General features: G+C 64.0%; 22 protein-coding genes. 12 read left to right on the top strand and 10 right to left on the bottom strand.

Going from position 1 to position 25,460, the window contains the following annotated elements; genetic code table 11:
* Positions 1 to 200: 200 nt before the first annotated feature.
* Genes IZU87_RS05715 through IZU87_RS05705 form a run of 3 tightly spaced genes read right to left on the bottom strand, consistent with a single transcriptional unit; the run spans position 201 to position 2,673 of the window.
* On the bottom strand, positions 201 to 1,163 hold the full coding sequence (locus IZU87_RS05715; protein WP_213113958.1) for a 5-oxoprolinase subunit C family protein: 963 nt from the start codon (positions 1,161 to 1,163) through the stop codon (positions 201 to 203).
* Positions 1,160 to 1,906 (bottom strand): 5-oxoprolinase subunit B family protein, encoded by a 747-nt coding sequence (locus IZU87_RS05710; protein ID WP_054555508.1) that lies wholly within the window; start codon positions 1,904 to 1,906, stop codon positions 1,160 to 1,162. The genes IZU87_RS05715 and IZU87_RS05710 overlap by 4 nt, the downstream gene beginning before the upstream one ends.
* Positions 1,906 to 2,673 carry a 5-oxoprolinase subunit PxpA gene (locus tag IZU87_RS05705; RefSeq protein WP_249330453.1) on the bottom strand — a complete coding sequence of 256 codons (768 nt, stop codon included), beginning with the start codon at positions 2,671 to 2,673 and terminating at the stop codon, positions 1,906 to 1,908. Before IZU87_RS05705 ends, IZU87_RS05710 begins: the two co-directional genes overlap by 1 nt.
* 282 nt (positions 2,674 to 2,955) lie before the next feature.
* Here IZU87_RS05705 and IZU87_RS05700 point away from each other — a divergent pair, with 282 nt between their 5' ends.
* The 5 genes from IZU87_RS05700 to IZU87_RS05680 all read left to right on the top strand — a co-directional run bounded on the left by IZU87_RS05700 (position 2,956) and on the right by IZU87_RS05680 (position 7,808).
* The gene (locus IZU87_RS05700) at positions 2,956 to 3,396 is read left to right on the top strand and encodes a VOC family protein (RefSeq protein ID WP_213113957.1); all 441 of its coding nucleotides are present in this window, start codon (positions 2,956 to 2,958) and stop codon (positions 3,394 to 3,396) included.
* 132 nt (positions 3,397 to 3,528) lie between these two features.
* Positions 3,529 to 4,440, top strand: coding sequence for a LysR family transcriptional regulator (locus IZU87_RS05695; protein ID WP_213113956.1), 912 nt, complete (start codon positions 3,529 to 3,531; stop codon positions 4,438 to 4,440).
* 224 nt (positions 4,441 to 4,664) lie between these two features.
* Positions 4,665 to 5,684, top strand: coding sequence for a TRAP transporter substrate-binding protein (locus tag IZU87_RS05690; RefSeq protein ID WP_213113955.1), 1,020 nt, complete (start codon positions 4,665 to 4,667; stop codon positions 5,682 to 5,684).
* Between the two features lie 260 nt (positions 5,685 to 5,944).
* Complete coding sequence (locus IZU87_RS05685; protein WP_043331335.1) at positions 5,945 to 6,502, top strand: TRAP transporter small permease; 558 nt, start codon at positions 5,945 to 5,947, stop codon at positions 6,500 to 6,502.
* 1 nt (position 6,503) lies between these two features.
* The gene (locus tag IZU87_RS05680) at positions 6,504 to 7,808 is read left to right on the top strand and encodes a TRAP transporter large permease (RefSeq protein ID WP_043331336.1); all 1,305 of its coding nucleotides are present in this window, start codon (positions 6,504 to 6,506) and stop codon (positions 7,806 to 7,808) included.
* 401 nt (positions 7,809 to 8,209) lie between these two features.
* Here IZU87_RS05680 and IZU87_RS05675 read toward each other — a convergent pair whose 3' ends face one another.
* The 3 genes from IZU87_RS05675 to IZU87_RS05665 form a co-directional block, all read right to left on the bottom strand.
* Positions 8,210 to 8,383, bottom strand: a complete 174-nt coding sequence (locus IZU87_RS05675; protein ID WP_165873989.1) for a hypothetical protein — start codon at positions 8,381 to 8,383, stop codon at positions 8,210 to 8,212.
* A 238-nt stretch (positions 8,384 to 8,621) separates the two neighbouring features.
* Positions 8,622 to 10,187 carry a glycine betaine ABC transporter substrate-binding protein gene (locus tag IZU87_RS05670; RefSeq protein WP_213113954.1) on the bottom strand — a complete coding sequence of 522 codons (1,566 nt, stop codon included), beginning with the start codon at positions 10,185 to 10,187 and terminating at the stop codon, positions 8,622 to 8,624.
* A gap of 8 nt (positions 10,188 to 10,195) precedes the next feature.
* Complete coding sequence (locus IZU87_RS05665; protein WP_213113953.1) at positions 10,196 to 10,936, bottom strand: ATP-binding cassette domain-containing protein; 741 nt, start codon at positions 10,934 to 10,936, stop codon at positions 10,196 to 10,198.
* A gap of 659 nt (positions 10,937 to 11,595) precedes the next feature.
* Between IZU87_RS05665 and IZU87_RS05660 the strand changes: the two genes are divergently transcribed.
* The 6 genes from IZU87_RS05660 (at position 11,596) to IZU87_RS05635 (ending at position 19,329) form a co-directional block, all read left to right on the top strand.
* Entirely contained in the window at positions 11,596 to 12,765 is a 1,170-nt protein-coding gene (locus IZU87_RS05660) for an isovaleryl-CoA dehydrogenase (protein WP_213113952.1), read from the top strand.
* Between the two features lie 56 nt (positions 12,766 to 12,821).
* Positions 12,822 to 14,429: a carboxyl transferase domain-containing protein gene (locus IZU87_RS05655; protein WP_213113951.1), complete on the top strand. Its 1,608-nt coding sequence runs from the start codon at positions 12,822 to 12,824 to the stop codon at positions 14,427 to 14,429.
* Positions 14,430 to 14,512: 83 nt separating this feature from the next.
* Positions 14,513 to 15,352, top strand: coding sequence for an enoyl-CoA hydratase-related protein (locus IZU87_RS05650; RefSeq protein WP_213113950.1), 840 nt, complete (start codon positions 14,513 to 14,515; stop codon positions 15,350 to 15,352).
* Positions 15,353 to 15,577: 225 nt separating this feature from the next.
* Positions 15,578 to 17,827, top strand: a complete 2,250-nt coding sequence (locus IZU87_RS05645; RefSeq protein WP_213113949.1) for an acetyl/propionyl/methylcrotonyl-CoA carboxylase subunit alpha — start codon at positions 15,578 to 15,580, stop codon at positions 17,825 to 17,827.
* 5 nt (positions 17,828 to 17,832) lie between these two features.
* Positions 17,833 to 18,759: a hydroxymethylglutaryl-CoA lyase gene (locus IZU87_RS05640; RefSeq protein ID WP_213113948.1), complete on the top strand. Its 927-nt coding sequence runs from the start codon at positions 17,833 to 17,835 to the stop codon at positions 18,757 to 18,759.
* Positions 18,760 to 18,993: 234 nt separating this feature from the next.
* The gene (locus tag IZU87_RS05635; protein WP_043331342.1) at positions 18,994 to 19,329 is read left to right on the top strand and encodes a zinc ribbon domain-containing protein YjdM; all 336 of its coding nucleotides are present in this window, start codon (positions 18,994 to 18,996) and stop codon (positions 19,327 to 19,329) included.
* A 184-nt stretch (positions 19,330 to 19,513) separates the two neighbouring features.
* Here IZU87_RS05635 and IZU87_RS05630 read toward each other — a convergent pair whose 3' ends face one another.
* Entirely contained in the window at positions 19,514 to 19,882 is a 369-nt protein-coding gene (locus IZU87_RS05630; RefSeq protein ID WP_213113947.1) for a hypothetical protein, read from the bottom strand.
* 466 nt (positions 19,883 to 20,348) lie between these two features.
* On the opposite strand from IZU87_RS05630, the gene IZU87_RS05625 reads away from it, so the two are divergent.
* On the top strand, positions 20,349 to 21,203 hold the full coding sequence (locus IZU87_RS05625; protein ID WP_213113946.1) for an SDR family oxidoreductase: 855 nt from the start codon (positions 20,349 to 20,351) through the stop codon (positions 21,201 to 21,203).
* Positions 21,204 to 21,343: 140 nt separating this feature from the next.
* On the opposite strand, the gene trxC is transcribed toward IZU87_RS05625, so the two are convergent.
* The 3 genes from trxC to IZU87_RS05610 form a co-directional block, all read right to left on the bottom strand.
* On the bottom strand, positions 21,344 to 21,781 hold the full coding sequence (gene trxC / locus IZU87_RS05620) for a thioredoxin TrxC (RefSeq protein ID WP_213113945.1): 438 nt from the start codon (positions 21,779 to 21,781) through the stop codon (positions 21,344 to 21,346).
* A 260-nt stretch (positions 21,782 to 22,041) separates the two neighbouring features.
* A complete protein-coding gene (locus IZU87_RS05615) occupies positions 22,042 to 23,109 on the bottom strand; it encodes a YeiH family protein (protein ID WP_349305163.1) in 1,068 nt (355 codons plus the stop codon).
* A 79-nt stretch (positions 23,110 to 23,188) separates the two neighbouring features.
* Positions 23,189 to 24,832: a GMC family oxidoreductase gene (locus IZU87_RS05610; RefSeq protein WP_153636308.1), complete on the bottom strand. Its 1,644-nt coding sequence runs from the start codon at positions 24,830 to 24,832 to the stop codon at positions 23,189 to 23,191.
* Positions 24,833 to 25,460: the final 628 nt, after the last annotated feature.

The following is a 25,460-nucleotide window of genomic DNA, read 5'->3' as shown; positions in this document are numbered from 1 at the left end:
CGGGAATCTGTTCATCAAGGGTGTGATCTGATCAATCACTCCCAACAGCATCAAAGATTCCCTCACGGGAAAACCGAAAGGGCCTCCACTTGGAGGCCCTTTTTTTGTCTGCACGCTTCGATCCAGTCGCTCAGGTCTAAATGTTCAGGCCTAGTCGCTCTGGCCTGCAGGCGTCGAGCTGAAAGCTCCGCTGCGGCGCATCACGACTGCCAGCCGGCCAGCACCTCGAGGTGATCACGACGCGCCTGTCCCGGTGTCACGGCCGCCAGTCGCACCCGGGTGCCCGGCACACATTGCCCGAGCTGTGCACAGGCCAGTGGCGTCAGCGCGCCAAGGCGCGGGTAGCCGCCGATGGTCTGGCGATCATTGAGCAATATGATGGGCTGGCCATCGGCCGGCACCTGCACGGCGCCCAGTGGAATGCCCTCGGACACCATGCCCGCTCCTTCACGCTCGAGACGCGGGCCGGTCAGGCGCACGCCCATGCGATCGGCGCGCCCATCCACCGCCCATTCGCTGTTGAAGGCGCGATAGAGGCTGTCGCCACTGAACTCGGCGATCTGCGCCCCCACGACCAGCGGCAACTCCAGTGCCTCGCCTTCCCTGGCGGCCAGCGACTGCTGCCATGCCTGTGCCGACGCCGGCAGCTCGCGCAGCGACAGCTCATTGCTGGCAGCCGTCAACACATCACCGCTGGCCAGGGCTCGCCCTTCACCATCCAGCCCGCCGAGGCCGTCGCGCACCGTGCTGGCGGCACTGCCCAGCACCGGGGCGACATCCAGGCCACCGGGGAAGGCCAGATAGGCGCGCAGGCCAGCAACGGGACGCTCGAACTTGAGCTGCTGCCCGCTGGCCACCTCGAAGGCCTGTCCCGGCGCGAGCGCCTCGCCGTCGAGGGTCGCGGCCAGGTCCGCACCGCACAGCGCCAGAGTGCCGGCCTGTTCGACCTTGAGCAGCAAGCCGCCGCCCATGGTGATCTCGAGTCCCGGTGCGTCATGGGCGTTGCCCAGCAGCCAGTTGGCCCAGCCCAGCGATACCCAGTCCGCCGCGCCGCCCTGGGTCACGCCCAGGTGACGCACGCCCAGACGGCCAGCATCCTGCACCAGCGCCAGGGCACCACTGCGCTCGACGCGCAGCGTCGTCTTCGTCTTCACGTCGCTCATGCGCGTTCCTCCAGCGGGGTGACATCGCCGCCCAGGCGAACGAATTCCTCTCGGCTCACGGAGACAAAGCGCACGCGATCACCGGGCATGAAACGACTGGACGGTTCACCGGCCTCGTTGCGCCCGAACAGGGTAATGGGCGTTCGGCCCAGAATGTTCCAGCCACCGGGTGAGCGAGACGGGTAGATGGCGGCCTGACGGTCGGCGATGCCGACGCTGCCGGGGGCGATCTTCTGGCGCGGCGTCTTGAGGCGCGGTGTGGTCAGCGCCTCTTCCAGCACGCCCATGAAGGCGAAACCGGGCGCGAAGCCGAGGGCGAACACGCAGTAGTCATGCGCCCCGTGACGCTCGATCAGCGCCTCGACGCTGATGCCCAGCCGCGCGGCGATCGGCGCCAGTTCCGGCCCGACACTGTCGTCATACCAGACGGGCACTTCATGCAGCTGGCCCTGCTGGCCACTGCCCGGCGCGAGATCCGCCAGCGCGGCCTGAATGCGGGCACGCGCCTCGCCTTCTTCCAGCGCGGCCACATCGTAATGCAGCAGCAGCGTGGTGTAGGACGGCACCAGATCGACCAGCGCCGCACCGAAGGCCTCACGCAGCGCACTGTCGGCGGCCAGCACCCAGGCCATGTTGGATTCCTCGATGCGATCGAACAGCCGGATGATCAGCGAGTCCATGCCGACGGTCTCGAGGCGCAGTTGCGGTGACGTGCCACGGCCGTGGCTGTCAGCCCCCGCCATCAGGCACCCGCCAACGTATCGAAGGCTTCACGGATGGCGCGCACCGCGGCCACGGACTCGGCGTTGTCACCATGCACGCACAGCGTATCGGCGGACAGCACCAGATCACCGCCGCTGCTGTCGGTCAGCGCTTCACCACGCGCCAGCGTCACGGACTGGGCGATGATCACCTCGCTGTCGTGATGCACGGCGCCCGGCTCACGACGCGACACCAGGTGGCCGCGTGAGTCGTAGGCGCGGTCGGCGAAGGCCTCGAACCACAGCGTGATGCCCATCTCATCGGCCAGCGCCTGCATCGGCGCGGGGTTGGCGGTCGCCATCACCATCAGCGGCAGGCTGGCGTCATAGCTCACCACGGCCTGCATGACGGCGCGCAGCAGCGTCGGGTCGGCGGCCATGTCGTTGTAGAGCGCACCATGCGGCTTCACGTACTGGACGCGAGTGCCTTCGGCGCGACAGATGCCATCGAGCGCACCGATCTGATAGAGCAGCATGTCCTCGACCTCGGCAGGCGAACACGCCATCGAGCGACGGCCGAAGCCTTGCAGGTCCGGATAGGCCGGGTGCGCACCGATGCGCACGTCATGCTTGACCGCCAGACGCACGGTGCGGCGCATGATGCTGGGGTCGGAGGCGTGGAAACCACAGGCGATATTGGCGCAGTCGACGAAGGGCATGACCTCTTCATCCAGACCGATCTTCCAGTTGCCGAAGCTTTCGCCCATATCGCAGTTGAGCAGGGGGAGGGAGGGAGCAGAGCGGGACATAGCGGAACCTCACAGGTCAGATCTTGTGTGTTGTTATGCCTCCACTCTATGTAAGGGGCCGTCTTGGTATCCAATCGTATTTTATGATTCGTCATATCGGTGAAATCTTTCATCATCTTGCGCCATGAAAGCACCGGCCGTGTATCGCTTGCCCGACAGCGCGCATCATGCTTCTGTCTTGGGCGAGCCGAGCGGTGACTTCAGGGCCTGTCACCCCGCCCACCGCTGGTCTGAAGTCATTCCTTGCTCAGCCGAATCCCCAACAACAACAGGAGTTTCACCATGGCCGTCAGCGACCCGTTCCACCTTGCCATCCAGGTCCGCGATATCGCCGAGACACGCCGCTTCTATGGCGAGTTTCTGGGCTGCCCCGAGGGCCGCTCGTCCGACAGCTGGGTCGATTTCGACCTCTATGGCCATCAATTCGTCTGCCACCTGAACCCGGCGCTGGCCGACCCGGCAAGCGCCGTCGCTCAGCATCGCAATCCGGTCGATGGCCATGGCGTGCCGGTGCCGCACTTCGGCGTGGTACTGGAGATGGACGCCTGGCAGGCACTGGCGGACCGCCTCATCGCCGAGGGCGTCACCTTCGAGATCGAGCCCCATATCCGCTTCAAGGGCGAACCCGGCGAACAGGCGACGATGTTCTTCCTCGACCCTACCGGCAATGCGCTGGAATTCAAGGCCTTCAAGGACCGCGAGAGCCAGCTGTTTCGCAAATGACGTGAGCGACCCGCGCAAGCGGGAGAGCCCGCGCCCGGCCTGACGCGGGCCATGCCCCGTGATGAAAGCTGACGCCCCGCGCCGCATGCGGCAAGATGGGCGGTCTTCACGATTCATCACGGGGCATCTGCCATGTTCGACTTCAAGGAACTCGAGGCCTTCGTCTGGGTGGTCCGGCTTGGCTCGTTCCGCAAGGGCGCGACCAAGCTTCACCTGACCCAGCCCTCCATCTCGGACCGCATCAACCGCCTGGAAGCCACCGTCGGCGAATCCCTGCTGGAACGCGCCACCCGCCCCATCCAGCCCACCTTGCGCGGGCGAGAGTTCTTCGCCCACGCCGAGCGCCTGCTCAGTGGCCGCGACGAAGCCATGCGCCTGTTTCAGGAAGAAGGCGCCTTCTCAGGCACCCTGCGTCTGGGCGTGATCGAGACCATCGCCAACAGCTGGTTCCCCGCCTTCATGCGCCAGCTGGCCGAACGCTATCCCAAGCTGACGCTGGAAATGACCGTCGATATCTCGCCCTCCCTGCATCAGCGTCTGGCCGACAATGATCTCGACATGCTGTTCGCGATGGACAGCGCCGCCATGGGGCCCTACGCCACCCAGACTCCGCTGTGCACCTTCGAGATGGGCATGTTCGCCTCGCCGACCCTCGCCGGGCAGCTGGCCGAGGATGGCGAGCGCTTCGCCACCACGCCATTCATCTCCTTCAGCAAGCAGGCGCGCCCCTATACCGAGCTGGTCAGCTATCTGTCGGAACAGGGCATCACCCAGCCCAAGGTGCACTGCACCAGCACCCTGATGACCATCCTACGCATGAGCAGCGAAGGGCTCGGCATCGGCGTACTGCCGGTCGCCACGGTGGAGGATGTCATCAGCCACGGCGAACTGGTGCGCCTGCCACTGCAGACCCCATTGCCGCCAATGGTCTATGAAGCCATCTGGCGCAATGCCAACTATCCCGATTTCTGCGCCAGCGTGGCACGCCTCGGCCGCCAGTGTGCCGAGACCTACTCGCAGCAACACGCGCATTCCGATCCCTGACCAGGCCGCCTGTCATGCGCTGAGTCAGGGTTGATCGCGCCCTGCGCTGCATCAGATCAGCGTCAGACCAAGGTCTAACAATATCGTCAAAGGCTTTCATGCGACGACACTGTGAAAGATTTCATCGATACTACGCATCAGAATTAACGATTGGACGGGATGCCCCGTCGCTTGAAGAATGAAATTGTCTGCCGACAACATTCAATAATAATGAGGAACAGGACATGCGTAAGCCCAACGATTCCCTCACTCGCAAGACCCAGACAGTCAAGTCCTTCGCCTGGCTGGCGACAGTGGGTGCCCTGGCCTTCAGTGGCTCGGCACTCGCGGCACAGTGGAACCTCGCCACTCCGTATGGCGATGCCAGCTTCCACACCAAGAACACCAAGCAGTTCGCCGAAGACGTCACCGAGGCTACCGATGGCGAGCTGACCGTGACCGTGCACAGCGGCGGTTCGCTGATCTCCCACGGCGAGATCAAGCCTTCCGTACGTCGCGGCACTGTCCAGGCCGGTGAGATCTTCCTGTCGATTCTCTCCAACGAATCGCCGGTCTACGAGCTGGACACCCTGCCCGGCGTCGCCTCCAGCTACGAAGAAGCCTTCGCCCTCTGGCAGGCCTCCAAGCCGGACATCACCGAGCTGTTCGCCAAGGAAGGCCTGATGCCGCTGTACGCGGTCGCCTGGCCGGCCCAGGGCATCTACACCGACTTCGATCTGACCGACGTCTCCCAGCTCAAGGGTCTGCGTATCCGCGCGCCCAACATCAACACCCAGCGCTTCGTCGAGAACGTCGGCGGCAAGCCCACCGAGACCGAAGAAGCCGACATCCCCACCGCCTTCAGCACCGGCCGTGTCGACGCGATGATCACCTCCAGCTCCACCGGCAAGTCCATGTCGGCCTGGGATTACGTCAAGCACTACAACGACGCCAAGCTGTGGCTGCCGAAGAACATCGTCTTCGTCAACAAGCGTGCCTTCGATCGTCTCGACGAGAGCACCCAGCAAGCCGTGCTCGATGCCGCCAAGGCCGCCGAGACCCGCGGCTGGGAAGCCAGCAAGGCCGATGCCGACGAGAGCGCCAAGGTGCTGACCGAGAATGGCTTCACCATCAGCGAGCCTGACGCCAAGCTGGCCGAAGACCTCAAGGCCGCCGGTGACAAGCTGTTCCAGGACTGGAAGTCGCGTGCCGGTGAAGAAGGCCAGCAGCTGCTCGAGCGCTACCGCGCAGACCTGGACGCCTGAGATTCGCTCGCAAGCCCGACTGCCCGGCGCTGAATGCTGGACATGCGGCCGAGCGCATCGACCGTGCACTGCCTGAGCAACGTCTGAGCATTGCCTGAGCGCTGCAGATGTCCTGACTGACCCCAGCTGCAGCGTTGCTATCCCGCCACGCGATATGCCACTCGAGACTCCGACACCTGCCGTCCGCCGGCAGGTGACCCACGGACAAGCCTGTGCGCAGCATCGCGTGGCCACCCTCACCTTCCCTGTGAGCGCCCGTCATGACCTATTTCTTCGACAGACTCTATCGCCTCGGTGCGTGGGGTGCGGCGGCCTGCATGCTGCTGATCTGCACCCTCGTCAGCCTGCAAGTCTTCCTGCGCCTGATCGACGCCATCATGGTGATGTTCGGCGCCGAGCGTCTCGGCTTCGAGATCTCCGGCGTGTCGGAAATGGCTGCCTTCCTGCTGGTCGGCGCCACCTTCCTGAGCCTCGCCTACACCTTCACGCATCACGCCCATATCCGCGTGACGCTGGTCATCAACCGCCTGCCGGCCGCCGTGCGTGTGTGGATCGAAAGCCTCGCGCTGCTGATCGCACTCGGCCTGAGCGTGTTGATCACCCATGAACTGGTACTGCTGGTCGGCGAGAGCCTCGAGTACCACGACATCTCCTCCGGCCTGCTGGCGCTGCCGCTGTGGATTCCGCAGAGCGTGCTGGTCGCCGGTACCGGCCTGCTGTGCCTGGCGATTCTCGAGACCCTGATCGCCACGCTGCGCACCGCCTTCACCGCGCCCTCAAGCTACGTGGCGCCCGAGCCCGAAGACGGAGCCGAATGACATGCTGACACTCATTCTCGTCACTCTGCTGGCCCTCGCCTTGCTGCTCGGCAGCGGCGTGTGGGTCGCCTTCTCGCTGATCGGCACCGGCTGGATCGTGCTGACCTTCTTCTCCACCTTCGAGACCGGCCCGATCCTGGCCTCCGATTTCTGGGGTGCCAGCTACGGCTGGGACCTGACCGCCCTGCCGATGTTCGTGTGGATGGGCGAGATTCTGTTCCGCTCCGGGCTGGCCGACAACATGTTCCGCGCGCTGGCACCGTGGCTCAATCGCCTGCCGGGCCGTCTGCTGCACTCCAACATCATCGGCAGCGGTCTGTTCGCCGCCGTGTGCGGCTCCTCCGCCGCCACCTGTGCCACCGTCGGCAAGATGACGCTGCCGGAACTTGAACGTCGCGGCTACGACAGCAACCTGGCTATCGGTACCCTCGCCAGTGCCTCGACCCTCGGCCTGCTGATTCCGCCGTCGATCATGATGATCGTCTATGGCGTGGTCACCGAGCAGTCCATCTCGCGTCTGTTCATCGCCGGTGTCCTGCCGGGCATGCTGCTGCTGGCACTGTTCATGGGCTACCTGGCGATCTGGTCGAAGGTCGTCGGTGAGCCGCAGGGCCGCGCCGGCCATGACGAGCCGCACATGGGCTTCATGGCCAAGCTGCGCAACAGCGCCCAGCTGATTCCGCTGCTGGCACTGATCGGCGGCATCCTCGGCAGCATCTACGGTGGCCTGGCGTCACCCACCGAAGCGGCCGCGGTCGGCGTGGTACTGTCGCTGATCATCGCGCGCCTCAACGGCCACATGACCGCCGCCACCTTCAAGGAATCGCTGTTCGCGGCGCTGCGCACCTCGTGCATGATCGCCTTCATCATCGCCGGTGCCTCCTTCCTGTCCTCCGCGATGAGCTTCACCCAGATTCCGATGCAGCTGGCCGAAGGCATCGCCACCCTGGGTCTGTCGCCGACCATGCTGCTGGTGGTGCTGACGCTGTTCCTGTTGATCCTGGGCTGCTTCCTCGACGGCATCTCGCTGATCCTGCTGGTGACCTCCATCATCATGCCGGTCATCGAAGCCGCCGGTTTCGACCTGATCTGGTTCGGTATCTACCTGATCATCGTGGTCGAGATGTCGCAGATCACCCCGCCGGTCGGCTTCAACCTGTTCGTGATCCAGAGCCTGACCGGCAAGGACATCATCACCATCACCAAGGCGACACTGCCGTTCTTCCTGCTGATGATCTTCTCCATCGTGCTGATGCACGTCTTCCCGGAGATCGTGCTCTATCTTCCGCAGGCCATGAACAACTGATCATCTGACCCCGAAGCCAAGGATGGCAGCTGGTAGCGCTTCCAGACTCAGGAACCGCAGCTGTCGGCACCTCTATCGGTCGACCCTTGCCTCAAGGGCGCCGAGCGTCACGGCAGACATACGGTGACGTGCTTGCAGACCTCCCCTCGGGGAGGTCTTTTTTTTGCCGCCTGCCCGGCGCTTGCCGCTCGCAGAGCATCGCGACTCAAAGCATCGCGACGGAAAGCACCGTCCTCGCACACACGGCCTTGCCACACACAGCTCAGCCCCACACAGCTCAGCTCAGCTCAGCTCTACTCTGCTCAGCACACGGACACGGAAACGAACACAAAAAAGCCGCCCCTTCCTTGCCGTGAGGCAGAAAGGGGCGGCTTTTTCGTCAACCGACAGGCGAGGCTAGATCAGGACAGGTGATCCGCCGGTGCGCTGGCCGGGGTGTCGATCATCGCGTGACCTTTGCCGCCACCGCCACCGCCGTGACCACCATGGCCGTGGCCATGACCGAACAGACCACAGCCACTCAGGGCCAGAGTCGCGGCGACCAGTGCAATCGGAAACAGATTTTTGATACGCATGAATCTCTCCTTCAAAGGGGGGTAGAGGCTGCTGCAGGACCGAGCCGTACAAGATTGCCCGGCATTGTCTACAAACCCTGCCTGCAAGCCCTGTCAGCAAGCCCTTACTTTCCCCTTCACATTACTCTGATCGACGACCAACGTTAAACCTTCGCAGCAGCCTTCCTTTTTTACTGCACGCCTTGTACAAGAGTTGCGACATGATTGTCGTGTAATGTACTACGCCGTTTTTTCCGGCTCAGCGCGACTTCAAGCCCCGCATATGCGCCGGTATCACCAGGCGCTCGAACAGCTCGAACAGCAGCTCGGCGCAGATGGCCAGCAATGCCGCGGGAATCGCCCCGTAAAGCACCAGATCATAGTCATTGAGCGAAAGCCCGGTGACGATCGGCTCGCCCAGACCCCCGGCGCCGATGAAGGCTGCCAGCGTCGCGGTGCCGATATTGATGATGGCAGCGGTCTTGATGCCGGTGAGCAGATTGGGCGTCGCCAGCGGCAGGATGACGTGACGCAGCTGCTCACGTCGCGTCAGCCCCATGCCACGCGCCACCTTGACCAGCAGCGGGTCCACCGTCAGCAACGCGGTGATCGCCGCGCGGATGATCGGCAGCAAGGAGTAGACGAACAGCGCGATCACCGCCGGTACCACCCCGATGCCGAACAGCGGAATCATCAGTGCCAGCAGCGCGATGGAGGGGATGGTCTGCAGCAGGCCGGTGACGTAGAGCACCACCCGCGAGACCTTCGGATTGCGATAGACAAGCAGTGACAGCGGCAGGCCGACCAGACACGCCAGCAGCAGCGCGGACAGCGTCAACTGCAGGTGCTCGATCAGATTGGTACCCAGCTTGTCCCACTTGGCGCCACTGACTTCACGCTGCTCGGTGGTGATGCCCTGCTCCTGAATGAAGCGACTGGCGACCTGGGCGAAGCTCTGCTCATCGGTGGAGACTCGGGCGTTGAGCGCCTGCATGCTGTCTTCATCGAGGCTGCCCGCCAGCTGGTTGAGCGCCGCGACGGCATCTTCCGGCAAGGCAGCATTCACGAAGGGCACCGCCAGATACTCGGGGAAGTAGCCCTTGTCATCGTCGAGCAGCACGAAGTCGAAGCGCTTGATGTCGCCCTCGGTGGAATAGGCATCGGTGGCGTCGATCTTGCTCTCGCGCAGCGCCTGATAGGCGATGCCGTGCTCGATGCCACGCGGCACCTGGGAAAGGCCGTATTCCGCGGCCAGCCCCGGCCAGCCATCCGGACGCTTGATGAACTCATGCGACATCGCGACGGACAGATCCGGGTGATCAGCCATATCGCCGATGGTGCTGATGCCCAGCGACTCGGCCTGATCGCGGCGCATGCTGACGGCGTAGGTATTGTTGAAGCCCAGCGGCTCGAGCACGCGCAAGCCCTGCTCGCGGCTCAGCTCATCGAGCGTCTTGAGCGGGGGTACGTCATCCAGCTTGAGAATGGCGTGCGCCAGGGTGCCGGTGTATTCGGGATAGACATCCAGCTCGCCTTCCGCCAGCCCCTGATAGGTGATGATGGTCTGTCCCAGCCCCAGACGGCGCTCGACCGTGACGCCGGCGTCCTCCAGCACCTGCGCGAAGACCTCGCCCAGCAGATGTCCTTCGCGATCCGCCTTGGAGCCGACCACGATCGGCTTGTCCTCGGGCCATGCCGCGGCTTGCTCTTCCGCGCTGGCAAGCGGGCTGCTCATCAGCGCCCCAAGACTGGCAAGCGCCAGGCCGGCGACCATCAGCGCGCCGGACAGCCCGCGGCGCGAGCGTTGCAGGACGGGAGTCGTCATCAGCGTCTTCATGCGCGTGCCTCCAGCAGTCGGGCCACGCGCTCATCCGCCGGCGCCGTGGTGATGGTGTCGGGGCTGGCGGCCTGCAGCACCACGCCGGGCGCCATCACCACCATGTGATCAGACAGGCTCAGCGCCTCGTTCATGTCGTGGGTGACCATCACCACGCTGCGCGGCTCCTCCTGCTGCATGCGCTGGAACTGGGCGTGCACCTCGATGCGCGTGATCGGGTCGACGGCCGAGAAGGCCTCATCGAGCAGCAGCAACGGTGGTTCCAGCATCATGGCGCGACACAGCCCGACGCGCTGGGCCTGACCGCCGGAAATCTCGTGGGGATAGCGGGTCAGCAGCGCCATGTCGAGATCCATCATCTGGAACAAGCGCGCGATGCGTGCCTTGACGCGCTCGGCGCTCCAGCCTTCGCGGTCAGCGAGAATGGCGACGTTGTCGCGCACGCTGAGATGGGGAAAGAGGCCGATCTGCTGGACGGCATAGCCGATGCGCCGACGCATGGCTGGCAGGTTGGCGTAATCGATGGCGGAGCCGAATACCTTCACCTCACCTTCATCCGGGCGGATCAGGCCGTTGATCAGCTGCAGCAGGGTCGATTTGCCACAGCCACTGGCACCGACCAGGGCGGTGATACGGTCACGCGGCAGTTCAAGATCAATGCCTTCAAACAGGCGCTGACCGGCAAAGCCCTTGTGCAGGCCGCTGAAGCGGACTGCCGGGGCGGTGTCATCACTCATCGAGTAGGTCCTTCTAGGCAGGTGAGCATGAGTCTGGAATGGTAAAAAGCGCTGGCGAGTCAGCGCACTTGCACACTAAAGAGTGCCGGTGACACCAGACAGGGGACGGGAATGCTCCCCACTGACGCCCTCACGACTTCCTCAATCAACAGTGACTACAGCGTCTCAGCTTATCAAGTCACCTCGGCGATGCCGGAGCAATTTCGTTTCCTGAGCTAATTTTCTCCCAATGACGTTCTCTCAATGACTTTCTCTGCCTAACCTTCTCGACCTGACCTTCTCGACCTGAATCTCTCTGACTGAGCCTCTCTGACTGAGCCTCTCTGACTGACTTTCTCTCCCTGACGTTATGTAACTCAGCTTTTCGACCTGGCACTCCCCTCTCGAGTCTCCCTGCTGATCGTCTGCCGCAAGCCCTGCGACCTTGGTCAAAGCGCCGCATAATGACCTTTACGTTAACGTCAACTTTGACCTAGAGTAATTTCCATCACACGCCAAGGCGACCCATGGCGGGCGGACTTGATAAGCCCTACGTGACAGACCCTTCGCGACAGACCGTTCGCGACGGCCCGTTTGCGACAGACCGTTTGCCATCAGGTCATCACAGCCCCTGGCGGGCCTTGCTCATCGCGCTTCACCGATCTACAGGATGCCAGATCATGCACAGCCTCTATTCACCGCTGGATTTCGGACTCGACGAGACACACACCCTGCTGCGTGAGCAGGTCAACGCCTTTGCCCGCGACGAGATCGCCCCGCGCGCCGCCGAGATCGATGCCAGCAATGCCTTCCCCGATGACCTGTGGCAGAAATTCGGCGACATGGGCCTGCTCGGCATCACCGTGCCCGACGAGGACGGCGGCAGCGGCATGGGCTATCTGGCGCACTGCATCGCGATGGAAGAGATCTCGCGCGCCAGCGCCTCGGTGGCGCTCTCCTACGGCGCGCATTCCAACCTGTGCGTGAACCAGATCAAGCTCAACGGCACTGCCGAGCAGAAGGCACGTTATCTGCCGCAACTGATGAGCGGCGAGCATGTCGGCGCGCTGGCGATGTCCGAACCCGGCGCCGGCTCTGACGTGGTCTCGATGCAGCTCAAGGCCGAACTGCGCGGCGATCACTACGTGCTCAACGGCAACAAGATGTGGATCACCAACGGCCCGGATGCCCACACCCTGGTGGTCTACGCGAAGACCGACCCGGACGCCGGCTCCAAGGGCATCACCGCCTTCATCATCGAGCGGGACTTCCCCGGTTTCTCCACCGCCCAGAAGCTCGACAAGCTCGGCATGCGCGGCTCCAACACCTGCGAACTGGTCTTCCAGGATTGCCAGGTGCCGGTCGAGAACGTGCTGGGTGAGGTCAATCGTGGCGTCAAGGTGTTGATGCGCGGGCTCGATTTCGAACGCACCGTACTGGCCGCCGGCCCCATCGGCATCATGCAGGCCTGCATGGACATCGTGGTGCCCTACCTGCATGAGCGTCGCCAGTTCGGCCAGGCCATCGGTGAATTCCAGCTGGTGCAGGGCAAGGTCGCCGACATGTACACCACCCTCAATGCCTGTCGCGCCTATCTCTATGCGGTCGCCAATGCCTGCGATCGCGGCCAGACCTCACGCAAGGACGCCGCGGGCGTCATTCTCTACTGCGCCGAGAAGGCCACCCAGATGGCGCTGGATGCCATCCAGCTGCTCGGCGGCAACGGCTACATCAACGAGTACGCTACCGGACGCCTGCTGCGAGACGCCAAGCTTTACGAGATCGGCGCCGGCACCAGCGAGATTCGCCGCATGCTGATCGGGCGTGAACTGTTCAACGAGAGCGCCTGACACCTCTCGTCATCCCCTACTCTTTTTCGTATCCCTTCGCCGCTGGAGCTTGCTCGATGGCCATACTGACCTCCCTGATCAATCCGCGCAGTGACCAGTTCCGCGCCAATGAAGCGGCGATGCAGGCCGAGGTCGATCGCCTGCATCAGCTGCTTGAGACCGTCGCGGCCGGTGGCGGTGACAAGGCGCGTGAGCGTCACGAGTCGCGCGGCAAGCTGTTCGTGCGCGAACGCATCGACCACCTGATCGATGAAGGCTCGCCCTTCCTCGAACTCTCCGCACTGGCGGCCCACGACGTCTACGACAGCCCTGTCCCCGGCGCGGGCCTGGTCACCGGCATCGGCCGCGTCAGCGGCGTGGAGTGCGTCATCGTCGCCAACGACGCCACCGTCAAGGGCGGCACCTACTTCCCGATGACGGCCAAGAAGCATCTGCGCGCCCAGGAAATCGCCCGCAAGCATCGCCTGCCCTGCCTCTATCTGGTCGATTCCGGTGGCGCGCATCTGCCCCACCAGGACGAGGTCTTCCCGGACCGCGACCACTTCGGCCGCATCTTCTACAACCAGGCCACGCTGTCTGCCGAGGGTATCCCGCAGATCGCCGTGGTGATGGGGTCATGTACCGCAGGCGGCGCCTATGTGCCGGCGATGGCGGACGAATCCATCATCGTGCGCGAGCAAGGCACCATCTTCCTGGCGGGGCCGCCGCTGGTGAAGGCCGCCACCGGTGAGGACATCAGCGCCGAAGCGCTGGGCGGCGCCGAGGTGCACTGCAAGATCAGCGGCGTGGCCGACCATCTGGCCGACAACGACGCCCATGCCCTGCAGCTGGCTCGCCGCGCCGTGTCGCGCCTCAACTGGCAACGCAAGGGCCAGCTCGCGCTGCGCGAATCGCGTCCACCACGCCTGGACCCGCAGGAGCTCTACGGCATCGTCGGCACCGACCTCAAGAAACCCTACGACGTGCGCGAGGTGATCGGCCGCCTGGTGGATGACTCTGACTTCGACGAGTTCAAGCGCGAGTACGGCGAGACGCTGGTCACCGGCTTCGCGCATCTGCATGGCCATCCGGTCGGCATCCTCGCCAACAATGGCGTGCTGTTCTCGGAAAGCGCCCTCAAGGGCGCACACTTCATCGAGCTGTGCACCCAGCGCCGGATTCCGCTGATCTTTCTGCAGAACATCACCGGCTTCATGGTCGGCTCGCGCTACGAGCACGAAGGCATCGCGAAGCACGGCGCCAAGCTGGTGGCGGCGGTGGCCTGCGCAAAGGTACCCAAGTTCACGGTGCTGATCGGTGGCAGTTTCGGCGCGGGCAACTACGGCATGTGCGGGCGCGCCTATGACCCCAACCTGCTGTTCATGTGGCCCAACTCACGCATCTCGGTGATGGGCGGCGAGCAGGCCGCCAACGTGCTGGCACAGGTCAAGCGCGACCAGCATGCCCGCGAGGGGCGCGAGTGGCCCGCCGAGGAAGAAGAGGCCTTCAAGGCGCCGGTACGCGAGCAGTACGAGCGTCAGGGCCATCCGACCTACGCCAGTGCGCGCCTGTGGGATGACGGCGTGATCGACCCGCTGCAGTCCCGCGACATCCTGGGTCTGTCACTGGCCGCGGCCATGAATGCCGAGATCGAGGACAGTCGCTTCGGTGTGCTGCGCATGTAACCCGTCAAGCGCTACAACAATGCTTGTGACCTGTACCGAACACAAGTAGTCATCTTGAAGCTAACAGAATGGAAGAAAGCACGATGACAGAGCCGCGCCAATCGAGTCGACTCGAGATAGATCAACACGGCGTCGCCCGCCTCACCCTGCTGCGTCCCGAGGTGCACAACGCCTTCGATGATCTGCTGATTGCGGAGCTGAATCAGCATCTGGAGAGCCTGCACGCCAGGACGAGTCGCGATGAAGTGCGTGTGGTGGTACTGGCCTCCGAGGGCAAGAGCTTCTCGGCCGGCGCCGATCTCAAGTGGATGCAGCGCATGGTCGAGTATTCGCTGGAGGATAACCTCGCCGACTCACGCGAGCTTGCGCGACTGATGCAGCTGCTCGATGAGCTGCCCTGCCCCAGCGTGTGTCGTGTCCAGGGCGCCACCTTCGGCGGTGCCGTCGGCCTGGCGGCCTGCTGCGACATCGTGATTGCCGCCGAGCGGGCGCGCTTCTGTCTCTCCGAAGTGCGCATCGGGCTGGCACCGGCTGCCATCAGTCCCTACGTGCAGCGCGCCATCGGCTCACGCCAGATGCGCCGTTATGCCCTCAGCGCCGAGGTGATCGACAGTGCCACCGCGCAGCGCATCGGCCTGGTCCACGAGACCTGCCCCGATGAGCTGCTGGAGGCGCGCGTCACGGAGATGGTGCAGACCTTGCTGGCCACCTCGCCTGCCGCCAGCCGCGCCACCAAGGCGCTGCTCAGCGAAGTGGCTCAGGCACCGAGCAGCGCCGCGACCCGTGAACGCTGCTGCGAGGTGATCAGCCAGCTGCGCGTCAGCGAGCAGGGCCAGGCCGGACTGGCCGCCTTCTTCGCCGGCACGCCGGCGCCCTGGGTGCCGACCGAGAACCAAACACCTCAGACGTCGAAGCCCTCATGAACACCAGAGGCCTAAAGCCGCTGGCGGCATATCGACGCTCTCGGCACTGGTCATCACTCTCGGTCATCACTCTCGGTCATCAATCTGGGCCATCAATCTCAGACATCCACCTCGGCCATGAGACTGCCGGACTAACTTCTTCCGGACTATCTTCTTCCGAGCTTTCATCTTCTGGACTTTTCTCTTACTGATTTCCCTAGCCACCTTCGCCACAGGACGCTTGCCATGAACGCCAACCGCGAGACAGACCAGACCCTCCCCGCCGGTTGCGGCGAGATCCGCAAGCTGCTGGTCGCCAACCGGGGTGAGATCGCCGTACGCGTGATGCGCACCGCTCGCGCGATGGGCATCCAGACAGTGGCGGTCTACTCCGATGCCGACGCCGATGCCCTGCATGTGCGCGAGGCCGACGAGGCCCTGCGTCTCGGCCCCGCCAGCGCCCGCGAAAGCTATCTGGATATCGACAAGGTGATCGCTGCCGCACGCAAAAGCGGTGCCGATGCCGTGCATCCCGGCTATGGCTTCCTGTCCGAGAACGCCGCCTTCGTCAGCGCGCTGGCCGAGGCCGGCATCATCTTCGTCGGCCCGCCCCAGAGCGCGATCGCCGACATGGGCGACAAGTCGGCCGCCAAGATGCGCATGCAGGCGGCCAATGTGCCGCTGGTGCCCGGCTACCATGGCGATGACCAGCAGGACGATTTGCTGCAGGCTGAAGCGGACCGCATGGGCTATCCGGTGCTGATCAAGGCCTGCGCCGGCGGTGGTGGCAAGGGCATGCGCGTGGTCGAGAGCGCGCGGGAATTTGCGGCGGCACTGGCCAGCTGTCGCCGTGAATCCCGCGCCGCCTTCGGTGACGAGCGCATGCTGATCGAGAAATACCTGACCCAGCCGCGCCACGTCGAAGTCCAGGTGTTCTGCGACAGCTACGGCAGCGGTGTCTATCTGTTCGAGCGCGATTGCAGTGTCCAGCGTCGCCACCAGAAGGTGCTGGAAGAGGCGCCCGCGCCGGGGCTGACGCCGTCGCTGCGCCGTGAGATGGGCGAGGCCGCCGTGCGGGCAGCGCGCGAGATCGGCTATGTCGGTGCCGGCACCATCGAGTTTCTGCTCGATGCGCCGCAACCGGGCAGCGAAAGCCACGGTGCCTTCTACTTCATGGAGATGAACACCCGCCTGCAGGTCGAGCACCCGGTGACCGAGATGATCACCGGCGAAGACCTCGTCGAATGGCAACTGCGCATCGCGCGGGGCGAACGCCTGCCGCGCCAGCAGGATGAGCTGACGTTGACCGGTCACAGCTTCGAGGCGCGCCTCTACGCCGAAGACCCGGACAACGACTTCCTGCCCGCCACCGGTGTGCTGGAACGCTTCCGGCTGGATCTGGCAGGGGCCGGGCTGACCGCCCGGCAGGTACGCCTGGACAGCGGCGTCGCCGAGGGCGATGAAGTCTCGATGCATTACGACCCGATGCTGGCCAAGCTGATCAGCTACGGGCCGACTCGTGAACAGGCGCTCGAGACACTGCTGCGCGCACTGGCAGCGCTGGAAGTGCGCGGCGTTACCACCAACCGCGCCTTCCTGTCCCGCCTGGCGGGCCATGCTGACTTCCGCGCCGCCGAGCTGGATACCCGCTTCATCGAGCGCCATCACGACAGCCTGTTCCCCAACGCGACGCTGGATCACGATAGTCTCGCGGCCAGTGCCCTGCTGGCGCTCTCGCGCCTGAATGAGCAAGCCAGCCACGCATCACATTCGCGCCAGCCCTGCGCCAGCCCGTGGGAGCGCCGCGATGGCTGGCGCAATGGCCTGCCACACCAGGTGCGCCTGGCGCTGTGTCTGCCCGCTGACGCCGATGCCGATGAGCGCAGCGACAAGGTGGCGCATATCATTGCGCGCCGCCCCGTAACGCATGCCTCCTTGGCGAATACGCACACGGCGGGTACGTCGTCCGGGAGCGATTCGCGCGGCGACTGGCAGATTGAAGTGACCACTCACTGCGGCGATGAAAGACAGACCACAAGCCATATCGGCCGACTCACTCGCCTTGAAGGCAACGCCATCGCCGTGACGCTGGATGGCTATCGTCGCCGCTTCCAGGCTAGTCACGCGCCGGCCCGCGGCGGTGAAGTGCTGGTGCTGTCGTCAGCGCAGCACAGCCAGTCCGGCAGCACTCCACAGGGGGAATCACGCCTGCTGTGGCGGCGCGCCGATGCCGTGGACCACGCGCGCCACGAGACCCAGGCGACCCTGAATGCGCCGATGAATGGCACCGTGGTCGCGCAGCTGGTCGCGCCGGGCAGCCATGTCCCGCAGGGCACACCCCTGATGGTGATGGAGGCGATGAAGATGGAGCACACCCTCAATGCCCCCGCCGATGGCGAGGTCGCCCAGTTCCACTTCTCGGCCGGTGACAGCGTGGTCCAGGGCGATGTGCTGCTCGAATTCACGGCCGCGCAGGTCGAGTCGGACAAGGAGTAGTCAGCATGCACTTTCCCCGCAAGGTACGCATCGTCGAGGTGGGGGCACGCGACGGACTGCAGAACGAGTCGGTGCCCGTCGCGACTACCACCAAGCTAGAGTTGATCCGGCGTCTGAGCGACAGCGGTCTTGCGCATGTCGAGGCCGCCAGTTTCGTCTCGCCCAGGTGGGTGCCGCAGATGGCCGATCACCGCGAGATCATGCTGGCGCTGCGCGACGGCCACGCCAAGTCAACAACCGCCAAGTCAGCGACCACTTACTCCGCCCTCACGCCCAACATGAAGGGACTTGAGGCGGCACTGGAGTGTGGTGTGCGCGAGGTGGCAGTATTCGGCTCGGCCAGCGAGTCCTTTTCGCAGCGCAACATCAACTGCTCGATCGCCGAATCGCTTGAGCGCTTTGCGCCAGTGGTAGAACACGCCCTCAAGGCCGGTGTGCGTGTGCGCGGCTATGTGTCCTGCGTGCTCGGCTGCCCCTATGAAGGCGAGATAGCCCCCGCCGAGGTGGCCGCCGTCGCTCGCGAGCTCAAGGCCATGGGCTGCTACGAAGTCTCGCTGGGCGACACCATCGGCGTCGGCACGCCGCTCAAGGCCAAGCACATGCTGGAGCAGGTCAGTCGCGAGGTGCCGATCACGCAGCTCGCCGCCCACTTCCACGACACCTACGGCCAGGCGCTCGCCAACCTCTACGCCGTGCTGGAGGAAGGTATCGCGGTGATCGACAGTTCGGTGGCGGGTCTGGGCGGCTGCCCCTACGCCAAGGGCGCCTCGGGCAATGTCGCCAGTGAAGACGTGCTCTATCTGCTTGAGGGCATGGGTATCGAGACGGGGGTGGATCTGGCATCGCTGGCCCGCACCGGCGACTGGATCAGCCGTGAGCTTGGGCGGCCGAATGGCTCACGCGTCGGTCAGGCGCTGATGGCGAGTTGTTGAGGGTGGGTGGCTCAAGACCAGTAGTTTGAGACGCTGCCAAGCGAGGCCGCAGTGGCGCGCGCTGATTGCGACCAAGGGCCGCACTGGATGGTCGCTATCATGGAATCGGTGTAGGCTTGCCGCCGTTCGCGCACCGCTTGAGCCCGATGCGCGCCTTCCAACACCATGTCTCGGCCTGAATCTTCGCCCGTCTTCTTAGCGGGTGAAGCGCGAGACAGCTTTCAGGACACCGTGATGAGCGCCCTCCCGAACTGCCCGGCCTGCAATTCCGAATTCACCTACGACGACGGCATGCAGTACGTCTGCCCTGAATGTGCCCATGAGTGGTCCAAGGAAGCCGCCGTCGAGGAAGCCGGCCCGGTATTCCGCGATGCCAACGGCAACGAGCTGGTCGATGGCGACACCGTCACCGTCATCAAGGACCTGAAGATCAAGGGCACCTCCTCCGTCGTCAAGGTCGGCACCAAGGTCAAGAACATCCGCCTGGTGGATGGCGATCACGACATCGACTGCAAGATCGATGGCGTCGGCCCGATGAAGCTCAAGTCGATCTTCGTCAAGAAAGCCTGATAGGTCTGCTTGCCTGATACGACGATGCCCCGCCTGCGCTCTGTGCGCGACGGGGCATCGTCGTTTGCGGACTGTCGTTTCCAGCCCGTCATTTCCGGCTTGCCGAGGCGCCTTGTTCAGCCTGCTCTGGCCAGCCCTGGCCCGCTCCAGCGCGCTACATCCCACCACCCCAGCAAGTGCCCACTCACTCCTCAGGCGACGTCTTGTCGAGCGGCGTGACCTTGGAAAGGCGTATGCGGCGCTGACCGCCGACCTCGAATTCAAAGCGGCCACTCACCTGGACCTCGCGGCCGATATAGGCACCGATGCGCTCCGGTGGCAGCAGTTCCAGGCGCTGCTGTCCTTCGCCTTCCAGCCAGTAGCGGTTGGGCACGTCTTCGCTGCGCACCCTGCCCTGCACGGCCACCTGCTCGCCCTGCCAGGCCTCGGAGTGTTCCAGCAGCGTCGCCACGCTGGTAGGGCGCGGGCCATTGACGCCATCGCATCCCGTTGTGGCCATCAGCATCACCGCCACGGCCACCATCGCCTGCCAGTGTTGCATCCCCTTGTTCATCTTCATTCCTCGCGCGACTGATACTTCATCGGGGGCTACCCGCTCGCTCATTCACTCGCTTGCGGCTTGAGGGGACTCGGGCAACGGCCCGGCAGTCGAGTTCCTCGCCCCTCGCGTCGAATGGCGATATCTCGTGGTCACCCAGACGCACCTGACGCCTGACGTGGACTCATGCACAGTCTGACAGCTGCCACGCGAGGCGATAACTCCCTGACCAATAGAATCAGCCATCAGGATCAGCCCTCAACGCAGGCCGTGAGGCGCCGCGCCACCCGCCAGCCCCATCACGACTCTGAGGCCTGTCATGCTGAGGCATGGTCGCCGCGCGGTGTCTGCGGGCACCGCCCTTGTCTCGCGCGCCAGCCGCACCTATATCATTGCCCGCAGGGGCACACCGCGCCATCGACGAAGCATGTGTGAAGCGCTTCGTCATATCGCCCTGCCGGCACCTCATCAGGAGAATCACATGAAGACAGCCAAGGTGGCCTATATCACCGGCGGTGCTCAAGGCATCGGCCGCGGCATCAGCGACTACCTGCTCGCCCACGGCTGGCGCGTGGCCGTGGCGGATATCGATGCCGAGGCAGGCCAGCAATATCGAGAGATGAAGAAGCGACAGGCGAGCGGGCTCACAGAGGAGCCTGCAGCGCCGTCGGGGGAGCTTGCACAACGCTCGGGAGCGCCGCTTGGCGAGCAGCCCGCAGAAGACATCGGCGAGCGCCTGCGCGTCTTCACGCTGGATGTGCGTGACGAGAAATCCGTGGCAGCCAGCCTCGCGGCTACCTGCGAGGCCTTCGGGCGGCTGGACACGGTGATCAACAATGCCGCGATCGCCGACCCCTTCCAGGGCAAGCTTGAGGAGCTGTCACTCGAGCGCTGGCATCAGGTACTCGACACCAGCCTGACCAGCAGCTTCCTGACCGCCAAGCATGCGGCGCGTCATCTGCGCGAGACTGGCGGCAGCATCGTCAATCTGGCCTCCAGCCGCGCGCTTCAGTCCGAGCCGCACAGCGAAGCCTACGCCGCCAGCAAGGGCGGTATCGTCGCCCTCACCCACGCCATGGCGATGAGCCTCGGGCCGGAGATTCGCGTCAATGCGGTCAGTCCGGGCTGGATCGACGTCAGCGCCCTGCAGAAAAGCGGCGAGGCCGAGTCGCTGAGTGACGAAGACCATGCCCAGCATCCCGTCGGGCGCGTCGGCCATGTCGATGACATCGCCGCGCTGGTGGCCTTCCTGATCTCGGACAAGGCCGGCTTCATCACCGGCCAGAATCATGTCGTCGATGGCGGCATGACGCGCAAGATGGTCTATTCCGACTGAGACGACAAGGCCGACTGAGACGACAAGGCCGACCGAGACGACAACGCCTGACGCGATTGCACGTCAGGCGTTGTCAGTTCTTGAGCTGCGTCCGGATTCCCTGAACGCTCAACTACGGACTTGTCTTGAGCGGGCCGTGGTCACACCGCGTGCGGTGCCAGCCACTGCTTGAGCTGACCGGCCTGCATCACGCCTGATTCGCGCGCCAGCTCCTTGCCCTGCTTCATCACCAGCAGCGTCGGAATGCTGCGGATGCCGAAACGACCGGCCAGCGCCTGCTGGGCTTCGGTGTCGATCTTGGCGAAACGCACACGGGTGCCCATCTGCGCCGCGACTTCATTGAAGATCGGCCCCATCATCTTGCACGGGCCACACCAGCTGGCCCAGAAGTCGATGACCACCGGCATTTCACTGCGCACCACCAGGGCCTCGAAGTTGTCGCTGGTCAGTTCCAGCGGCTCCTGGGGCAGTACGGCGGCGCTGCACTTGCCGCAGCTGGGGTTGTCATCCAGACGCGCGGTGGCCACACGATTGAGAGCGAGACATTGCGGACAGGCCAGCACGAGGGATTCAGACATGATCGGACTCCAGAGAAATGGGGATGCGGCGCGCCACGTGACGGTCAACCGTCAGACGCGTACCGATAAGCGCAGATCATACGACTCGTGGGCCAGGAAGCAATTGAGCCACCTTATCGCCCTGATTGGCTGGCTGTATGAGCCCGCCTGATCTGAACATTCGCCTGACCCGAACGAACTTAACGACCCCCTGCACTCAACCTGAAGGGCCCCGCCAGTCACGGCGGGGCCCTTCGCACTTGAGCACACCCAAGAGTCGCTCAGATGCTGGCCAGCCCGAACTTGATGCACAGCGTCACCAGCACCAGCAGGAAGAGGGTTTCCACCACCATCAGGATCACCGGCTTCCAGCCCACCACCGCCAGCTTCTGGAACGACGTCTTGACGCCCAGCGCGGCAATCGCCGCCACCAGACACCAGCGCGACAGATCAGTGAAGCCTTCCACGGCGACGCTTGGCACCCAGCCGAGGCTGTTGATCAACACCAGTGCCACGAAGGCGATCAGGAAGGTGGGGAACATCGGCACCTTGCCGCCCTCATCGCCATTGGCCTGGCGCGCACTGCGGAACAGCAGCATGAAGACCATCACCGCCGGCACCAGCATCGCCACCCGCAGCAGCTTGACGAAGGTCGAAACGTCCCCGGTGTGCTCGGAAATGATGTAGCCCGCGCCCACCACCTGAGCCACGTCGTGGATGGTACCGCCGAGGAAGATGCCGGCCTCGGCATCATCCAGCCCCAGCAGCCTGACGATCAGCGGATAGGTGATCATCGCCACGGTCGAGAGGGTCGTCACCCCGACCACGGTCATGATGGTGTGGCGCTCGCTGGTGGCGTTGCGCGGCATCACCGCCGACAGCGCCAGTGCCGCCGAGGCACCGCAGATGGCCACCGAGCCACCGGTCAATAGCCCCATGTCGCGGTCCAGCCCCATCACGCGGGCCAGCAGCGCGCCGAACAGGATGGTCGCCACCACCCCGAGCACCACCGTGATCACCGGGCCGAGGCCGAGACTCGCGACCTGCTCCAGCGTGATGCGCACCCCCAGCAGGGCCACGCCGAGGCGCAGTACCGTCTTGGAGGCGAACTCGATTCCCGCCTTGCACGGCCCCTCCTCGGAGAGAAAGTGTAGCGACATGCCGAACAGCAGCGCATAGAGCAGCGTCGGGCCGCCGTAGTGATCGGCGATGAAGGTGGTCGCCAGCGCGATGATGATGCAGATCAACAGGCCCGGCATGATGGTGCGCACGCGCCCTTCCAGGGCCCGCCACAGGCTGGTGGGCGGGGTGGGTGTGTCGTGCAGTGATGAACTGTTGTCAGTGGCCACGCGGATTCCTCTTGAAGACCAGCAAGCGGTGACGGGCAAGCTGCCCCGCCGCGATGTGTCGTTCAGGCACGCAGGCCTGCTAGCTGGCCTGGGCCATGTTCACCTGGGCGGCCTTGATCATGTCGGCGGCCTTCTCGGCGATCATGATGGTCGGCGCATTGGTATTGCCGGACACGATCACCGGCATGATCGAGGCATCCACCACGCGCAAGCCGTGCAGGCCATGGACACGCAGCTCGTCATCCACCACCGCCAGCGCATCGTGACCCATCTTGCAGGTGCCCGCCGGGTGATAGATGGTCTGGCTGAACTGACGCGCGGCTTCCAGCAACTCCTCATCGCTCTGGTAGTGCGCGCCCGGCACGTACTCCTCGCTGATCACCGAGGCCAGCGGCGCCGCCTGGGCGATACGTCGCGCCACCTTGATGGCATCGACCACCACGCGGCGGTCTTCCTCGGCGCTCAGATAGTTGGGCTGGATGGAAGGATAGATGCTGGCGTCGGCGCTGGTGATGCGCACCTGGCCGCGACTGTGCGGGCGCAGCTGACATACCGAGGACGTGAACGCCGAGAACGGATGCACGCCATCGGCGGGCTTGTCGGCACTCAACGGCTGCATGTGGAACTGGATATCGGGGCGCGTCAGTCCCTCGCGCGACTGGGTAAAGGCGCACACCTGACTGGCCGCCAGCGTCAGCGGGCCGGTACGCGTGAAGAGGTACTGGGTGCCGACCGCCAGCTTCTTGAGCGGATGACGCACCTCGTCATTGAGGGTGCGGCACTGGGTCTTGAACACCAGCCGTACCTGCAGGTGGTCCTGCAGGTTTTCCCCGACTCCCGGCAGCGCGTGCAGGCATTCGACGCCGACACTGGCCAGATGCTCGGGCTCACCGATACCGGAGCACTGCAGAATCTGCGGGCTGCCGATGGCGCCGCTGGACAGCAGCACCTCGCGCTCGGCGCGCGCCGTGTGGATCGTGCCCTTCACCTCGTATTCCACTCCCACCGCACGCTTGCCTTCCAGCAACACGCGGCGACAGTGCGCATGCTTGACCAGCGTCAGATTGCTGCGTGTAAGCGCCGGGCGCAGGAAAGCCCTGGCCGTGCTGCAGCGCAGGCCCTTGTAGGTGGTCTGCTGGAAATAGCCGACCCCTTCCTGGCGCTCGCCATTGACGTCCTGGTTGAGCGGAATCCCCGCCTCCACCGCCGCCTCGATGAAGCGCTCGGCGATCTCGCGCTTGAGGCGCAGGTCAGAGACATGCAGCGGCCCATCGGTACCGTGCCATTGGTTGGCGCCGCGCGCCTGACACTCCGACTTGCGGAAGTACGGCAGCACTGACGCGTAGTCCCAACCCTGATTGCCCGCGGCCGCCCAGTCGTCGTAGTCCTCGTGCTGGCCACGGATATACAGCAGCCCATTGAGCGAGCTGGAACCGCCCAGCACCTTGCCCCGCGGCCACTGCAGCCGACGACCATTGATGCCCTTGTCAGGGTCGGTGAGATAGCACCAGTCGGTGGCCGGGTTATGCATCGTCTTGAAATAGCCGACCGGCACATGAATCCACGGATTCCAGTCCGAGCCGCCGGCTTCCAGCAGCAAGACCTTGATGGAGGGGTCTTCGGTTAGACGATTGGCTAGCACGCAACCGGCTGACCCCGCTCCGATCACGATGTAGTCATAGGCGGCTGATGCGTCGGCATTGGCGTAACGTGTTGTTTTCATTATTTTATATACCATATCGAGACATATTGTCTCATAATCATGGTATAAAAATTTGGATTCGTCAAATACGAAACGTATTGTCTCAATATCTTTGCCAAAGCTGAAAAAGTGCCCTACATTGAGATTTGAAACGCCGGTAACGGTACTTTTCGTCTCGTTATACGACCAACTATGTAAGACGAACTAGCGAGAACGACACAGACCGCCATCAATGGCAGTCACCAGAGAGGCCAGAAGCAGGGCTCATGGGCTCTGGAGACATGCTTGAGGAGAGTTTGAAGAGGGAGTGGAGAAGAATTTGAAGAGACTTTGGAGTGGTTTTGGAGTGGCTTTGAAGAAATAGCGGATATGTCTGACAAGCGCCCCAGCACTCTCTGAAGAGACACTCTCTGAACAAGCACTGCGAAAACGCCTGACAAATAAAGATGGGCAAATCAGGACAGCAAATAAGGATGGATAAACAAGCACTTGGCTAAAGAAGTGATCAACGAACGGCTTGCCAGACAAACAGCGGAAGCAAGCCCCGCACCGCAAGACCCATAACAACGCCAACACAGGGCGAGTGATACGACATCACTTCCCGGCCGTCAGGCCTGCATCCCACCACAAAAGCAAACACAATACCGGG

This window comes from Cobetia sp. MC34, from assembly GCF_018340035.1.
Lineage (GTDB): Bacteria > Pseudomonadota > Gammaproteobacteria > Pseudomonadales > Halomonadaceae > Cobetia > Cobetia amphilecti.
Note: the sequence above shows the minus strand (reverse complement) of the source record. Positions and strands in the feature narration are given on the sequence as shown.

Excerpts from the sequence above, each read along its gene's own strand:
- IZU87_RS05715 (WP_213113958.1), bottom strand. The coding sequence starts at position 1,163 with ATGAGCGACGTGAAGACGAAGACGACGCTGCGCGTCGAGCGCAGTGGT.
- IZU87_RS05710 (WP_054555508.1), bottom strand. The coding sequence starts at position 1,906 with ATGGCGGGGGCTGACAGCCACGGCCGTGGCACGTCACCGCAACTGCGC.
- IZU87_RS05705 (WP_249330453.1), bottom strand. The coding sequence starts at position 2,673 with ATGTCCCGCTCTGCTCCCTCCCTCCCCCTGCTCAACTGCGATATGGGC.
- IZU87_RS05700 (WP_213113957.1), top strand. The coding sequence starts at position 2,956 with ATGGCCGTCAGCGACCCGTTCCACCTTGCCATCCAGGTCCGCGATATC.
- IZU87_RS05695 (WP_213113956.1), top strand. The coding sequence starts at position 3,529 with ATGTTCGACTTCAAGGAACTCGAGGCCTTCGTCTGGGTGGTCCGGCTT.
- IZU87_RS05690 (WP_213113955.1), top strand. The coding sequence starts at position 4,665 with ATGCGTAAGCCCAACGATTCCCTCACTCGCAAGACCCAGACAGTCAAG.
- IZU87_RS05685 (WP_043331335.1), top strand. The coding sequence starts at position 5,945 with ATGACCTATTTCTTCGACAGACTCTATCGCCTCGGTGCGTGGGGTGCG.
- IZU87_RS05680 (WP_043331336.1), top strand. The coding sequence starts at position 6,504 with ATGCTGACACTCATTCTCGTCACTCTGCTGGCCCTCGCCTTGCTGCTC.
- IZU87_RS05675 (WP_165873989.1), bottom strand. The coding sequence starts at position 8,383 with ATGCGTATCAAAAATCTGTTTCCGATTGCACTGGTCGCCGCGACTCTG.
- IZU87_RS05670 (WP_213113954.1), bottom strand. The coding sequence starts at position 10,187 with ATGACGACTCCCGTCCTGCAACGCTCGCGCCGCGGGCTGTCCGGCGCG.
- IZU87_RS05665 (WP_213113953.1), bottom strand. The coding sequence starts at position 10,936 with ATGAGTGATGACACCGCCCCGGCAGTCCGCTTCAGCGGCCTGCACAAG.
- IZU87_RS05660 (WP_213113952.1), top strand. The coding sequence starts at position 11,596 with ATGCACAGCCTCTATTCACCGCTGGATTTCGGACTCGACGAGACACAC.
- IZU87_RS05655 (WP_213113951.1), top strand. The coding sequence starts at position 12,822 with ATGGCCATACTGACCTCCCTGATCAATCCGCGCAGTGACCAGTTCCGC.
- IZU87_RS05650 (WP_213113950.1), top strand. The coding sequence starts at position 14,513 with ATGACAGAGCCGCGCCAATCGAGTCGACTCGAGATAGATCAACACGGC.
- IZU87_RS05645 (WP_213113949.1), top strand. The coding sequence starts at position 15,578 with ATGAACGCCAACCGCGAGACAGACCAGACCCTCCCCGCCGGTTGCGGC.
- IZU87_RS05640 (WP_213113948.1), top strand. The coding sequence starts at position 17,833 with ATGCACTTTCCCCGCAAGGTACGCATCGTCGAGGTGGGGGCACGCGAC.
- IZU87_RS05635 (WP_043331342.1), top strand. The coding sequence starts at position 18,994 with ATGAGCGCCCTCCCGAACTGCCCGGCCTGCAATTCCGAATTCACCTAC.
- IZU87_RS05630 (WP_213113947.1), bottom strand. The coding sequence starts at position 19,882 with ATGAACAAGGGGATGCAACACTGGCAGGCGATGGTGGCCGTGGCGGTG.
- IZU87_RS05625 (WP_213113946.1), top strand. The coding sequence starts at position 20,349 with ATGAAGACAGCCAAGGTGGCCTATATCACCGGCGGTGCTCAAGGCATC.
- trxC (WP_213113945.1), bottom strand. The coding sequence starts at position 21,781 with ATGTCTGAATCCCTCGTGCTGGCCTGTCCGCAATGTCTCGCTCTCAAT.
- IZU87_RS05610 (WP_153636308.1), bottom strand. The coding sequence starts at position 24,832 with ATGAAAACAACACGTTACGCCAATGCCGACGCATCAGCCGCCTATGAC.